We start from the raw sequence: 12,730 nt of genomic DNA, 5'->3' as shown, positions 1-12,730 counted from the left end.
CCCATCAGCAACGGCGCCACTCACGAATGGCGCGCCTTCGAAGAGAGATTGACGATGAACAGCATGAGCAAACGCATTCTTGCCGCCGCATTGACAGGCGCGCTCCTCCTGCCGACAGTCGCCACTGCAGAAGCCGGACCGAGAAACGGCTGGCAGGATAATCGCGGCGGCCACAACAAGAATTATGGCTCCCATCGCAAACACAAGCATCACAAGGCCCAGCCGCCCAACAGGAATCATAAAGGCAATGGCAATGTTGGCGCTGCAGTTGCCGCCGGCGTCATCGGCCTTGCCGCGGGTGCCATCCTTCTTGGCGCGACCAGCCGGCCGAGCCACGCTGCCCCGCCGCCGGCCAACTATTATCCGCAGGCCCCCTACCCTGGCCGTGTCAGCGGCACCGTCGGTTACCAGCCGTGGAGCCCGGCCTGGTATCAGTATTGTTCGTCCAAGTTCCGTTCGTTCAATTCGTCCACCGGCACTTACACGACCTATGGCGGCGAACAGCGCTTCTGCCAGTAGACCGGGCACCAATCCGGCTGCGGGCCCCAATGGCCCCCATGAACTTGCGGCCGCAAGAAGCCTGCCAGCCCGACTGGTTACCTGCTTGCGGCCGCACATTCATTCGCGGCCTTCACGGCACGCTCAATCCGCCATCGTCTCGATCGACGCGAACCCCTCCGGGGCTTCTCCGGCCTCAAACGGTGTGCTGACCTCGATCACCTTCTCCGGGTAGAAACCGTTGAACCGCGTGCGCAGTGACAGGCTGTAGGCACCGATATGTCCTATTTCGATCCAGTCACCGGTGTCGACGGTCTCCGGCAACCAGAACGGACGGGACAGGATGTCAACGCTGTCGCACGTCGCTCCGCAGACCTTGAAGGGGACAATCTTGTCGGCCTGCCCGGAACGGGTCCTTCTGGCGGGGTCCGGAATGAACCGCGCCGGCAAGGTGATCTTGCCGGTCCAGCTGTCCGACAAGGAGGCCCAGATACCGTCGTTGATGTAGAGCCGGCGGCCCTTTTTCAGCAGGACACGCACGATCAGCGAAATCGATCGCGCCACAATCACCCGGCCGGGCTCCGCCACCAGCGGCATGTCATCAAACTGCCAGTCGGCGATATCCGTCTTGACCTGGCCCATGAGATCCTCGAGCGATGGCATTTCCCGAACCTTGCGCCGCGGATCATGGCCATAAACTGCGGGAAATCCGCCGCCCACGTCCAGTTCGACGATTGGCACACCTGCCCGCGATCTTATCCAGTCCGCGGATGCCAGGGCGCGTTCGTAGGTTTCCGGATCCTCGATCTGGCTGCCGACATGGAAACACAATCCGCATTTGAAGCCGATCCGGTGGATGCGCTTGAGCAGTTCGACCGCATGTCCCGGCGCCGCCCCGAATTTTTTGGAGAGTTCATAGGCCGCGTGCCCCTTCGTGGCGATGCGCACGAACAGGCTGATCCTGCCTGGATCGATATCCAGGGCGCGAACGATCCTCAGAATTTTGGCGACTTCGTCCTCATGGTCCAGCGAAAGCGTCCGGATCCCGTATTCCTCGAGCGCAAGACGAATATCGGACTGCGCCTTGATCGGATGCATGTAAAGCATTTCCGCCTTGGGCGCGGCCTTGCGCACAGCGGCGAATTCGGCCGGCGACGCAACGTCAAAACAGTCGATCCCCGCCTTGGCAAGGGCTTTCAGGACAAAGGGCTCGCCGTTCGTTTTTACCGCGTAAGCGGTTTTGCCGGGAAAGAGGCTTTGAAACTGCTGTGCATCCTGCTGCAACACCTTGGGCCGGAAGCAGTAGACAGGCTGATCGGGTCGCAATTCGAGGGCGGCTTCAACAGCGGTTTCATAGCGTTCCATGGGCGGTTCCGGCGTTGGTTGTCAGCACCTCAAGGGAACAATGTTCTGGCTGTATTGCAACACGGGAATGACCTATTGACAGATAATGTAGGTGCAATCGCGGCCATGACAGCCGATATCCAGATGGAAATGGGACTTGTGGTTCGGATCGGCTTCGGGGCCGAGCACAGTAGTGAACCGCTCGCAGGCGGCCGTATGAATACGCTTGAGAAATCGTCCTTTCGCACCTTGACGACCCCAGTCCTCATCAATGGAGATACTGGACCCGTCCTGGAATTCGAAGCCGGAAATGTCGATGGCCTTGCCAAGCGCGTGCTCCGACAACTTGCCGTCCGGCTGATTGTTGCGTCTGCGACACTGGTAACCCGGTCCGCTTCCAACGCGAACGGGCTGCGTCCCCAGAAGGCCGTCGGCGGCGGGCAGGACATCAAGAAGAAGCCAATCCGCGACCACTTTCGAAAAATCGCAGGAAAGCAGCACCGGACCGGGAAAGGCAACTTCAACGCTCCCTTGCCGAACACCAATCATCCCGACGGGTTCGGCGATCCCGCACCCCTTGTCCTCGTCCTGGGCCGGGCTGTTAGCACGGTCACCGGAAAACGGTTCCCTGTCTTCGAAAAGAGCGCCTGGAATGACGCATGAGCCGCGAGCCTGTGCATTTTTGGGCTGACGACCGGCGCGATCTTGGTGTTCCGGCCCCGGCTCCGACCTCGGCTTGGTACGCGGGATATCGATCCCTTCGACAAAGGGCGTCTGACCGACGCTGCCGAGCGGCTTCATTTCCGGCACCGGCGCTGCTCTACCCGCCTGCGGTATCAACCAGATGAGACCGGCAAGGGCACCCACAATTCTCCATGATGTCTTCCGCATCGGCTTCCGTTCATCCTCTTGAACTGCCCGGCTCTTGAACTGCCTGGTCATGATTGAAGATTCGAAAGCGCAGGTCTATGGTCGGCGATCACTTTTGAAGGACGGTCCCCGTGACATTTGAACTCTATGCGGCTTATGTCGTCGCAACTCTTGTCGTGCTCGCCATCCCCGGACCGACGATCATGCTTGTCGTCAGCTATGCCCTCACCCAGGGCCGCAGATCCGCTTTCGCCACAGTCATGGGCGTTGGACTTGGCGATGCGACGGCCGCAATCGCCTCCCTCATGGGGCTGGGTGCCATTCTGGCCACATCTGCGGCCGCATTCAGCCTGCTGAAATGGGTCGGAGCGGCCTATCTGGTCTGGCTCGGCATCAAGATGTGGCGCAGTCGCCCTGAGGCACTCGGCGCTCACCAGGTCGCTCGGGTCCCGGCCAGAAAGATCTTCTGGCACGCCTACATCGTCACCGCATTGAACCCGAAAGGCATCATCTTCTTCATGGCCTTTCTGCCGCATTTCATCGCGCCGCAAGCCGCGGTCCTGCCCCAGTTGACATTGCTGGGGACGACCTTTGTCGTGCTCGGTGTGTTGAATGCCGCGGTGTACGCTTTGGCGGCCGCCTTCCTCGGCAGAAAGCTGACAAGCCCGTCGCTTCTGCGCCTGGTCAACAAGGTCGGCGGCGCCTTCCTGGTGTCCGCTGCCGCCATGACGGCAACCTTGCAGAAAAGCAGCAGCTAGGGCGGTTTCGAAGACAGGTCAGCGACTGGAGGCGAAGGGAATGTTCTTCTTTACCGGCGCCTCGCCGGCACCCTCCTTTTCAGAACTTGTTCCGAATGAACCGGTTGTCTGCTTGAGGGTTTCCAGAGAACGTTTGGCCCCCGCTTCGCTCAGCGCTGCATAACGTTGGATCGCAGCGTTGAGTTCGAGCCCGCCCATGCCCAGGCGGCGCGCCCGCATGGTCAGAATGTCCTTGTAGGCTTCCGCGGAAACGCCGTTGGCCTTGCACAGGATGATCAGGGGTTTGTCGCTGGCGGTAAAGAGCAACTGGGAGACAGCTGCCGGTGGCAGATCGCTCAGCTTGGCGAGTAGAATGCCCAGTTCCGCCGTCTGGTCGGCCCGTGCGAACTGGGAAACGACATCGTCGATTTTGATCTTCTTGGCGACCACATCCTTGATCAGGGCATTGGACTTTTCGCGGGCATCTTCAAGCTTGTGCGTCCTTGCGGCAACTTCGGTCGCAGCGCGCCCTGCCAGCAGGTGGACAAGGGAGTTGTCCGCGCCGAGCGCACTGATGCGTTCCTTCAGTTCTTCGGTCAGAAGTGGCAGCAGCGCCTGAGCGGCATCTTCGGGCAGGTCCGCGCGGTTGGCCAGCGCGGCCTGGATGGTTTCATCGGAGCGTGCCTTTTCAACCAGTTGCAAAAAGGAGGCATCGGCAAATCGAGCGCCCTTGTTCTCCGCGACTTTGCTCAGCAACGCGGCATCGCCCCGATCCACAAGGACCGTCGTCACCTCCGCAGAAACGGATTCGCGGCAGGCGATCGCGCCCAGATGCTCCATTGACGCGGACGTTGCGATCTTGACCAGGTCTTCGGATGTCAGAACCGGCGAGTTTTCAAGGACGGGCTGCGCGACGGAAATTTCATCCTGCGCAAGTTTCACCATCAGCTCACGGGGCGCTTCCTCGACGTGGCACACTCTCTTCGAAAGAATGACGCGGGTTTCCTCTTCCAGCTGGCCCAGAACCTTGAGAACAATGTCACCGAAAAGAAGGCTTATCTGTTCGTCCCGTTCTTTGCCGGAGCTGACAAAAAGATCGGTCAGCATGCCTACGAAGCTTTTGCGGCCTGTCGCGCTGCTGTCTCTGGCCAAGTCTGTCAGTTTTGCAAGATTAACCATTGTCACTCCAACGCATTGATCGCGCTACGTCGGATCCTACCATTCCCCCCTTAACAGTAGCCTACCGGGCCAGCCGGGCTCCTGCTTCGAGGGCGTGCTTGACCATCTCGACGCGCTCACGGTCATCGTTGGTTCGGGTTTTCATTAGCCGGGGCGAAGTTAGCCGGAGAAAAATTGTCGCATGCGTCACCCGGGCGGTCTCGTTTATGATCAATATCTTAATTAACAAATCTCAAAACGGCACAACCGGAAACTGCACTGCGTCATTGCAATGCAGCATATTTTTCGCTTCTTTTCCCGCCGACGCTGCCCTAACATTCCTCGGTCAGACAGAGGTAATCGGGAGCGGACATATGACCCTTGTACGGAACCTGAATGTGATTGCCTTTCTTGCAGCTTTCGCTTTTTTGGCTGCAATCGTGGTTGGTTTCATCTGAGCCAACAGGCAAAACGGACTAAAACCGGCCCCTGCACGGGCAATGCGGGCAAAAATTTCAATAAAAAGAATACACAAAAAATCGGGCCAGCCGCACCAGAAGGTGCTGGCCGGCAGCGATGCCTTGCAGAGAGCGCGTCGAAGACCCGCAGAAACTCATCCGGCTGAGTGGGAATACCGTCGCGTATCGCTCTTGTACTATGCGTTCGCCGCACCTTTGAAATACAACCCTTGGATGCATTTCCTGATTCCGGGCTCTTTCGCGCGGCTCAGAAACTGACAAACACGGGCACGAGCAACGACCTGACCACCACGGCTACTCTGATGACCGGCATGTATTCCATCCCGGTCATTGAGCTGGTCGGGAAATCCGGAATCAGGCCGCAATCTGCAGCGTTTCGGCCAGCGCCGCCTCCCGTTTGGACGGATCCAGCATCAACTGGTCAGCAGCCACGATCTTGACTTCTGTAATGCCCATGAAACCGAGCACATGTCCGAGATAGGTCGTCGCGAAATCAATCTCGGAGCCGACCTTGGTCCCTCCGGACGCAACAATCACGTAGGCCTTCTTGCCCTGAAGCAACCCGACGGGACCATTTTCCGTATACTGAAAGGTTTCCCTCGCACGTGCGACCAGATCGATCCAGGCCTTCAACGCAGCGGGAACCGAAAAATTGTAGATCGGCGTGCCGATGACGATCGTGTCGGCGGCCTTCAGTTCCCTTACCAGCGTGTCTGACAGCGCCAGTTTCAAGCGTTGGTCCGCGCTCCGTTCAGCCGGGGCCGTGAATGTCGCGCCGACCCAGTCTTCATCCAGGAACGGCAGGCCCTGCGAAACGTCCCTGCTGATGACCTTGGCTTCCGGCGTCTTGCTCAGCAGACCCGTCACCAGCGCGTCCGACAGGTCACGCGTCACCGAACCGGACTTGCGCGCCGAAGCATTGACCTGAAGGATCGTATTCTCTGGATTGCTCATGATTTGCTCCAATCACTGACCGCCGAATATCGGCATGTTGTTCGTGATCCAGAGGTAATCAGCAGTCGGAGAGCCTTCTAGGCATGAAATACTGAACAGTGTGTCAAGCCACTCGAGAGCCGCCAACAGGCTTCGACACGGCCTTTGCCGGTGGCGGCGGCACGAGCCCCTGGTCAGCCGCCCCACTTGACACTTGAAAAGAGCTTGTAAAGACCGGCCAGCGCCAACGCCCCGACGACCGTGTTGATGATCTTTCCCTTGACGCTGGAAGTTCCCTTGCGCAGATCCCGCAGGAAATGCATGTCCTTTTGGGCTTCCAGAGGCTGCTCGAGATCGATGCCGAGCGCACGCAACACCTCCTGAGCGACTTCCCGGCCACCTTCCCTGCCGCTGTTTCGGGCCAGTTCGTGCAGTTCCTGTTCAGTCACCTCGCCTCCCTCCATATCCGTTTTTGACATCGTCGTACCACGCGCCGCACCGATGCAGCCTCGCATTGGCGCGGCCCAGCGCCTGGTCGGTCCGCAACAGGGCCACGTCCAGCGGCTCCGCGATCCTGACACCGGACCTCTCCCTCTTCCGGCAGTCGCCCGGATACGCCGGCAGAAGTCTGGAAGCTTCCAGATGGCCCGTTTGCGAGGCGGAACGGCTGAGCCGGTCGTCAGCGGTCGCGCAAGCGCTCAACAAGGCCAGGGTGGACAACGCAAGTGTCCTCGACAGCAGAAACATAGTGCTCTAATTCCTCAATTGCGGCTTCGGCCTGCGCCGTGGCCTTGTCGATTTCGGTTTGCAGGTGCTCTCGCGCTCTGTCCGACACGGATTTCCGGCGCTTGGTTTCGACGAGCTGCGCCCGCGCGGCCATAAGTTCGTTTTTTGCGACATATTCCGCCACCGCCCTGCGCACCGCGCTTGTTCGATCGATCGTGTGCCAGAGGAAAAAGCTTCCCAGAACGGCGGTGACGGCAAGGAGCGCACATGCGGTGCGGCTCTGCAGGATCAGTCCGATCATCGCAGGCCCTCCAGACAGAGCCTGTGCTCCGCTGTGCGCCGGTTGACCAGGCCGCGCAGTGTCCGCCCGCCGGCCTTCCTGAACCAGGTTGCCGCGTCGCACGCGCCCTTGAAATCCCCGCGATTGAGCCGTTTACGCGCGGTTGACCGGCAGAAGGCGCCAACACCGATATTGTATGTCAGGCTGACAAAGGCCACGTAGCTCTTTACCGGTATGCGATCGGGCCGCTTCAAACAGCCACGCAGGCCGGCTTCGTGGCGCTTGAGCGAAGCAAGCAGCATCCGATCGCATGCCGCCTTCGTGTGCCTATCCCCAAGCCGCACGCCCAGGGTTTCGCCGTAACAGACGGTCGGAACGCCGACCACATCCCGGTACGCTGTCAGACGGAGACCCTCCCAGCTCACCACAAGCGCGATTGCGGCCGCCGCCACGGCCCCGGCAAGGCGGGTCCTACGTTTCATGATCGAAATCCTTTTGAGCGAGAAAACGGGCTACGAAGGCACCTGAGGTGGCCAGGGCGGAAAACAGCGCCAGATGCCCGGGCTCCAGAAAACCTCCGAGCCACGGAGAAACGGCCTCCACACCGGACAGGAACGCCGCAAGCAGCATCAGCCGCACGCTCCAGGCCCTGCCCAGGACCTGGCGCCAGTCAGTAATGAATTTCATGAAAAATGCTCCCGAAACAAAACCGCCAGGTGGGCGGTTTCAGACTGCTGACAAACCCTCAGCCCGTCATTTCGGACAAGTGCAGCAAGGCTGCACGCCGATCCGGAACCCAGCGCGCAAGCGCGAGCGTTAGCGAGCACGGAATCCAGGTAAACGATTGTGATTCTAGAAAATGAGAGCGCGCCTTTGGCGCGCAATACATCTGGTTTGCTGATCTGGCATGCAGCTGCGCTGCAGACTTTCCTGATTGACCCGGGCGGGTTGTCAGCAATCTGAAACCGCCTGGTGGGCGATTACGCTTTGCAATCTGGTTTTCAGATCGCCATCCGGGACGCGGCGTAAAAAGACACCGGCCCCGGGGCAGTAACTGGCCTTCGGAAATACGCCCGCGATGGCAAAAGCACACGGTTCCCCGATCCCGGATTGCTCTTGGCTTGGCCGGAAGAACGACGAAGAACGCGCAACCCCGTCCCACACCCAAGAGTGTTGAGCCCGGGATCACCGTGTGCGGTTCGCTTTGAACCGAATGATTGAAAATCGTCTGCCGAAAAAGCCTACGGCTTTATCAGCACTCCAGACCCGGTGGGCATGGTCAATATCGAGCAGCCCTTTTTAGACGCGAACTCATTCCACATCTCGTACTGCTCTTCATTTGATTGAAATGCATAATCATCGATAAGAACAATCGCGGATCTCGAAAGCTTGTCCCAAAGCTCTTCAATAACTTCTTTTTCGTACTTCGCGTGATTAAGGTCGACTGAAAGATACGCAATCTTGTCCAGGGGAGCGAGCGCAAGCGTCCCCGGGAGCGCTCCCTGAATCAGCTTCGCATTGGGGAATGGCGAAAAATGTTATGCGACCCTCACCCAAAGAGCTGTTTTTTCTCCAGAAACACCACGTGAACGCCACGTGCCAGAAAGCTGAGAGCTTTTTGACCCACTGTGAGAACTATCAATATATTGATCATTGTTTGACGAAATAAGGTAGATCCCTCTCGTCATATTCCTGCTTGGGATACTTCCATATGACGCAATTAAAACATGACCAATCGGGAAATTCGTTGCCCCCGTGCTTGATTGTGTGTCCACCAGCGCGACCTTGTGAAGCCCCCCGTCGTTTTCCTCGATAACAAAACTGTTGGAACTGTCGTCCCACCCCAGGCTCCTCCAGGTATTGCTGTTGTCATCGTAAAAATAGTGCCAGCTGTCCCCGCCACCGTTCTTGCCGGTATAGGTATTTCCGTGGACCGAGAAATTGCCTGTGATCGTAAGGCTGCCGGCCATCGAATCCGACGTGTCGGCGCGAAGAAATTGCGCGCTGTCGAGCCCATCGAGCGTTCCCGCATTGTAGCTGGTGGAACCGGTCGGTCCCTGCGGCCCGGGCGCCCCGGTTGCGCCCATCGCACCGGTCTCCCCTTTCAGGGACAAAAGCCCCCAGTCTTCCGGTGAGGTGCTCGGGTTCCGGGCAACATTGACCGTCAGGGAAATATAAGCCGACCCATTGTAGGTGACCGTCTCGTCGGAATTGTAGGTCTCCCCCGAGGACCACATGCCCCGGTAGATCAGCCCGGGGTCCCCCTGCGGCCCCTGGGGCCCTTGCGCACCGGTCGGCCCTTGCGTTCCCGTGTCCCCTTTGGGGCCCTGCAGGCCTTCGGGCCCCTGCCCCCCTTGAGGGCCTTCCGGTCCCTGGACGCCCTGTTGCCCCTGCAGCCCGCGGTCTCCCCTTGCGGTCACCGGATCCCATTCCACCGCCGCGTCTTCAGGCTGAACACCCGTGTGGTCGGCCACGCAAATATAGTAGGATCCGTCACTGGAAACCGTATCCTTGACCGCATAGGCAACCGAACTCGACCAGGTTCCACGGTGGTTCATGCCCAGAGGGCCTGCGGGACCCTGAACACCCTGTGGGCCCTGCAGCCCTTGCGGACCCCGGCCGAAAGGAACCCCCGTCGACCACGTCCCGATCCCGTTGGACAGTTTGAAGTAAACCGTCCCGGTCTCGACATCGAGGAAGGAGAAGTTCGCCGGCTCCGCATCGAAGGCTCCCCGATCCACGGTCAGTCCGGAGGCATCCGGGTCGAAGGACTTGCCGATCGGCCCTTCGGGTCCCTGCGGCCCCTGGGACCCGATCGGCCCCTGCCCCCCGGTCGGCCCCGCCGGCCCCTCCGATCCGCGCGGGCCTTCCGGTCCCTGCAGTCCTGTCGGTCCCCTTGGCCCCTCGTAACCCAGGGGACCACGCTCGCCTTGCGGCCCTTGCGGTCCTTCCGGTCCCTGCGATCCGGCCGGTCCGAGCGGCCCCTGATCGCCGACCGGTCCCTTTGGTCCCTGCGCCCCCGGCAGCGACGCGATTTCAAGCACCTGTTGCAGGGTGGGAAGGTCCTGGTTATCGGCGGCCTCCAGCCCGTTGATCACCCGCCGGCCTTCCAGGTTGAAACCGCCATTTCTGTCCAGAAGCGCCCGTGTCGCCAGCGACTGCATGTTGATGGCGCTCCGGTCCATGGCTTTTTCCATGATCGCCGGATCGATCTCGCCACCTGCCAGGCTGTAGGGTTGGCGGAAATCGCTTACCAGAAGCACCGTCAGTTTCTCTCCCGGCTGCAGCGCTTCCGGATCGAAAAACACCGTGCCCGTCGCAAAGGCGCCGCCTGTGAAGAACCAGTTGCCCGGCCCTTGCTGGTAGACCCAGACCTCGGTATTTCCCTCTGTATCCGAATGGACGACTTCAAGGTTGGTTTCATCGACAAACTGAAACGGCAAGTCGACACGGTTGGTCACGCCGTCGCCCAGGATCTGGACGCGGCCTTCGGATAAGTTTGCTACTGTCATGATTTGACCCGTTCCTTCAGGCGCCGGACCGCCGGATGAGCGATGGCTGCCGGGGGCCCCCGGAAGTCTCGCGTTGATTGGTGTCGAAGTTTTCCCTTTGCGGCGGAGACGGAAAGACATCATCGCGCACAGTGATCATACGGCGAAAATACGCCGTTCCGCCGCGCCGGCGAACCGTGCGGGAGACCGCCTTCAGCCGTCCCGCGCGCTGGCTTCCTGTCCGCCCAGCCGCCGCAGAATTTCCGCGGCGTCGACGAGAGCCATCCGGTCGTCCGGCCTCCGCTTGCGGAACCTGTCTTCCAGCCGCGCGCGCAGTGCCGGGTCATTGGCTTCGGCGAGTTGCCGCGCCGCTTCGGCCCTGCTCATGCCCCTCGGACCGGTGAGGATCCGCCACTTGGCCCGGGCATCGCTCAGTGCCTGGCCCGACGCGCCCATATGCACGGATATCGGGTCGATCCGGAACAGGTCCGTCAGGGCTTCATGCCCCTTGAGGACGTTGTCCGGATCCGGACTTCGGAGCTCTTTTTCCAGGCCGGCGGTAAAGGTGGGCGGCAACAGCTTTTTTCTGCGCAGCAGTGTTCTCGCCACCACGCCCGGAGCCGTGCCCGCCTCGGTCAGGCGGTGAAAGGCCCGGTCCGCATTCCGGCGGTCTTCGCTGGAAGCCGCATTCGCGGGCGCCGCCTCGCGGGCCCAGTCTGCCGCGGCCAGGCTCTTGTCCTCCTCCCGGCTCTGCTCTTCCAGCATCTCCAGCAGCGCCGTCCTGCGTTCCGCCTGCAGGATCCGGTTGTGATGGATGATGTCCGGATCGAACCCACGCCCCTCTTTCGCGATTTGCGCGGCGATCCGGTCTTCCTCGTTCACATCGTCCTCCGCCAGTTCATCCCGGGCCTCGGCATCAAGACGGCCCAGAACGTGCGGCGGCAAGTCCATTGCTGTGGCAAAGGTCTCCAAATCGGCTCCGGATGGCAGGCCGGCGCCGTCCGCCGGATCTTGCGCGCCTTCAGTGCCCGGCCTGTGCAGCAACAGGAGACGCTCCCTGGCGGGCCAGGACCGCAGCCAGGCCTCGCCGATGGCATTTCTGCCGGATTGCAGCAGCCCTGCCTTTTCTTCTGTCGGCAAGGGCGAGCTTTCCAGAAGACCGGTCATGGTCGCAACGGCGGCGTCGAACGGCTCTCGCTTTTCCCGAACACCGGTAACCAGTGTCTCCAGGACTTCGGAAATGCCATCTCGAAAATACTGAAGATTGTCGGCGTATTCTGCCGCCGCGAAACGCGCCACATAGGCCTCGCGCCGACTGTTCAGTTCACTTGAGAGGCGGTCCCGGAGCCGCGGCGGCTGCGCCTCGCGCGCGGCCATGCCGTCCTGTTCCAGATGCGCAAGCATCGCTTCGGTGAAGCCGGTCGCGCCGGGCGGGACCGTTTGCCGGGTCTCGGCTTCCCGGTGGGTCAATCCGGCATCGATTTTTCGGATGGCCCGCTGTGTTTCAAGACCATCGATCTGGTCCTGGCGCATGCGAAGGCGTTGCGCCAGCTGTCCGGCCTGACCGGCGGATTGCCGGATCTGCCGGCCGAGCCCGCTGGTCGCGGTCCCCACCGCCGTATCGGCGACAACCTGTGGATCCCGGATCGCGGAAAGGCTCTCCGGTCCTCTGAATTTTTCCAGTCTAGCCAAGAGTGTTCACCCTGTCTGGTCAGCGGATCGACGCTGCATTTCTGTAATAGGCGTTGCCGAGTGTTGTGGCCGCTCCGGTCACGCCCCCCAGCATGGCCCCGCGCGCTCCGATCCGGCCGGCGGATCGATGCGATCTGGCCCTTTCCCGCGCTGTCGCGGCTTCAAAGGAAAGGCTGCCCCTCTCCCCTTCAGCCCGATACCGGATGGCCTCGATGCTCTGGGCGGCTTCCAGCGCGTTGTCGTCCTGGAGATCGGTCAGCGATCCGGTCTCGGAGAGGCCGCGCTCCGCACCCGCCGCCCGGTTGTAACCGAGCATGCGGTCATGGCGCTCAAGGCTGCGTTGCCGCTCGAAGGAGGCTCTGGTCTGGTTCACTTCCTTCTGGCGTTCGGCCACCTCCGCCCTGCGTTCCTCGGCCTGGGCATTGGCCTGGGCCTGTTGTTGGATGCCTTTGGCCTGCGTGGCGGCTCCCGCCAGGGAGCCGATCACGGAGACAGCGGTCAGAATTGCCGGATGGCACATGG

General features: G+C 60.9%; 14 protein-coding genes. 2 read left to right on the top strand and 12 right to left on the bottom strand.

The annotated features are described in order from the left end of the window. Window positions 1–63 precede the first annotated feature (63 nt). Window positions 64–519 (top strand): BA14K family protein, encoded by a 456-nt coding sequence (locus AC0VX3_RS09675; protein WP_475524532.1) that lies wholly within the window; start codon window positions 64–66, stop codon window positions 517–519. 123 nt (window positions 520–642) lie between these two features. Here the strand turns inward: AC0VX3_RS09675 and AC0VX3_RS09670 are convergent, their stop codons facing one another. Both AC0VX3_RS09670 and AC0VX3_RS09665 read right to left on the bottom strand, forming a co-directional pair. Continuing rightward, entirely contained in the window at window positions 643–1,863 is a 1,221-nt protein-coding gene (locus AC0VX3_RS09670) for an alanine racemase (protein ID WP_342891872.1), read from the bottom strand. 72 nt (window positions 1,864–1,935) lie between these two features. Next, window positions 1,936–2,784, bottom strand: a complete 849-nt coding sequence (locus AC0VX3_RS09665; protein WP_475524531.1) for an extensin-like domain-containing protein — start codon at window positions 2,782–2,784, stop codon at window positions 1,936–1,938. A 59-nt stretch (window positions 2,785–2,843) separates the two neighbouring features. Between AC0VX3_RS09665 and AC0VX3_RS09660 the strand changes: the two genes are divergently transcribed. Beyond that, the gene (locus AC0VX3_RS09660; RefSeq protein WP_475524530.1) at window positions 2,844–3,470 is read left to right on the top strand and encodes a LysE family translocator; all 627 of its coding nucleotides are present in this window, start codon (window positions 2,844–2,846) and stop codon (window positions 3,468–3,470) included. Window positions 3,471–3,488: 18 nt separating this feature from the next. Here the strand turns inward: AC0VX3_RS09660 and AC0VX3_RS09655 are convergent, their stop codons facing one another. The 10 genes from AC0VX3_RS09655 to AC0VX3_RS09610 all read right to left on the bottom strand — a co-directional run bounded on the left by AC0VX3_RS09655 (window position 3,489) and on the right by AC0VX3_RS09610 (window position 12,728). Then, window positions 3,489–4,556 carry a DUF2336 domain-containing protein gene (locus AC0VX3_RS09655; protein ID WP_475524529.1) on the bottom strand — a complete coding sequence of 356 codons (1,068 nt, stop codon included), beginning with the start codon at window positions 4,554–4,556 and terminating at the stop codon, window positions 3,489–3,491. An 884-nt stretch (window positions 4,557–5,440) separates the two neighbouring features. After that, on the bottom strand, window positions 5,441–6,040 hold the full coding sequence (locus AC0VX3_RS09650; RefSeq protein WP_475524528.1) for an FMN-dependent NADH-azoreductase: 600 nt from the start codon (window positions 6,038–6,040) through the stop codon (window positions 5,441–5,443). A gap of 173 nt (window positions 6,041–6,213) precedes the next feature. After that, window positions 6,214–6,468, bottom strand: coding sequence for a hypothetical protein (locus AC0VX3_RS09645; RefSeq protein ID WP_475524527.1), 255 nt, complete (start codon window positions 6,466–6,468; stop codon window positions 6,214–6,216). Between the two features lie 230 nt (window positions 6,469–6,698). Next, window positions 6,699–7,046, bottom strand: coding sequence for a hypothetical protein (locus tag AC0VX3_RS09640; protein ID WP_475524526.1), 348 nt, complete (start codon window positions 7,044–7,046; stop codon window positions 6,699–6,701). Further along, on the bottom strand, window positions 7,043–7,507 hold the full coding sequence (locus AC0VX3_RS09635; RefSeq protein ID WP_475524525.1) for a lysozyme: 465 nt from the start codon (window positions 7,505–7,507) through the stop codon (window positions 7,043–7,045). The genes AC0VX3_RS09640 and AC0VX3_RS09635 overlap by 4 nt, the downstream gene beginning before the upstream one ends. Beyond that, the gene (locus AC0VX3_RS09630) at window positions 7,497–7,712 is read right to left on the bottom strand and encodes a DUF7940 domain-containing protein (protein WP_475524524.1); all 216 of its coding nucleotides are present in this window, start codon (window positions 7,710–7,712) and stop codon (window positions 7,497–7,499) included. Before AC0VX3_RS09630 ends, AC0VX3_RS09635 begins: the two co-directional genes overlap by 11 nt. Window positions 7,713–8,266: 554 nt before the next feature. Next, window positions 8,267–8,533 (bottom strand): TylF/MycF/NovP-related O-methyltransferase, encoded by a 267-nt coding sequence (locus AC0VX3_RS09625; RefSeq protein ID WP_475525159.1) that lies wholly within the window; start codon window positions 8,531–8,533, stop codon window positions 8,267–8,269. A 30-nt stretch (window positions 8,534–8,563) separates the two neighbouring features. Continuing rightward, complete coding sequence (locus tag AC0VX3_RS09620; RefSeq protein ID WP_475524523.1) at window positions 8,564–10,537, bottom strand: collagen-like domain-containing protein; 1,974 nt, start codon at window positions 10,535–10,537, stop codon at window positions 8,564–8,566. A 192-nt stretch (window positions 10,538–10,729) separates the two neighbouring features. After that, on the bottom strand, window positions 10,730–12,208 hold the full coding sequence (locus AC0VX3_RS09615; protein WP_475524522.1) for a hypothetical protein: 1,479 nt from the start codon (window positions 12,206–12,208) through the stop codon (window positions 10,730–10,732). Window positions 12,209–12,227: 19 nt separating this feature from the next. Beyond that, window positions 12,228–12,728, bottom strand: a complete 501-nt coding sequence (locus AC0VX3_RS09610; RefSeq protein ID WP_475524521.1) for a hypothetical protein — start codon at window positions 12,726–12,728, stop codon at window positions 12,228–12,230. Between the last annotated feature and the right edge of the window lie 2 nt (window positions 12,729–12,730).

The organism is Roseibium sp. QJM3NY_11, assembly GCF_056173175.1.
This window is presented reverse-complemented; position numbering and strand designations above follow the sequence as displayed.

Excerpts from the sequence above, each read along its gene's own strand:
- AC0VX3_RS09610 (WP_475524521.1), bottom strand. The coding sequence starts at position 12,728 with ATGTGCCATCCGGCAATTCTGACCGCTGTCTCCGTGATCGGCTCCCTG.
- AC0VX3_RS09635 (WP_475524525.1), bottom strand. The coding sequence starts at position 7,507 with ATGAAACGTAGGACCCGCCTTGCCGGGGCCGTGGCGGCGGCCGCAATC.
- AC0VX3_RS09630 (WP_475524524.1), bottom strand. The coding sequence starts at position 7,712 with ATGAAATTCATTACTGACTGGCGCCAGGTCCTGGGCAGGGCCTGGAGC.
- AC0VX3_RS09670 (WP_342891872.1), bottom strand. The coding sequence starts at position 1,863 with ATGGAACGCTATGAAACCGCTGTTGAAGCCGCCCTCGAATTGCGACCC.
- AC0VX3_RS09650 (WP_475524528.1), bottom strand. The coding sequence starts at position 6,040 with ATGAGCAATCCAGAGAATACGATCCTTCAGGTCAATGCTTCGGCGCGC.
- AC0VX3_RS09675 (WP_475524532.1), top strand. The coding sequence starts at position 64 with ATGAGCAAACGCATTCTTGCCGCCGCATTGACAGGCGCGCTCCTCCTG.
- AC0VX3_RS09640 (WP_475524526.1), bottom strand. The coding sequence starts at position 7,046 with ATGATCGGACTGATCCTGCAGAGCCGCACCGCATGTGCGCTCCTTGCC.
- AC0VX3_RS09665 (WP_475524531.1), bottom strand. The coding sequence starts at position 2,784 with ATGACCAGGCAGTTCAAGAGCCGGGCAGTTCAAGAGGATGAACGGAAG.
- AC0VX3_RS09655 (WP_475524529.1), bottom strand. The coding sequence starts at position 4,556 with ATGCTGACCGATCTTTTTGTCAGCTCCGGCAAAGAACGGGACGAACAG.
- AC0VX3_RS09620 (WP_475524523.1), bottom strand. The coding sequence starts at position 10,537 with ATGACAGTAGCAAACTTATCCGAAGGCCGCGTCCAGATCCTGGGCGAC.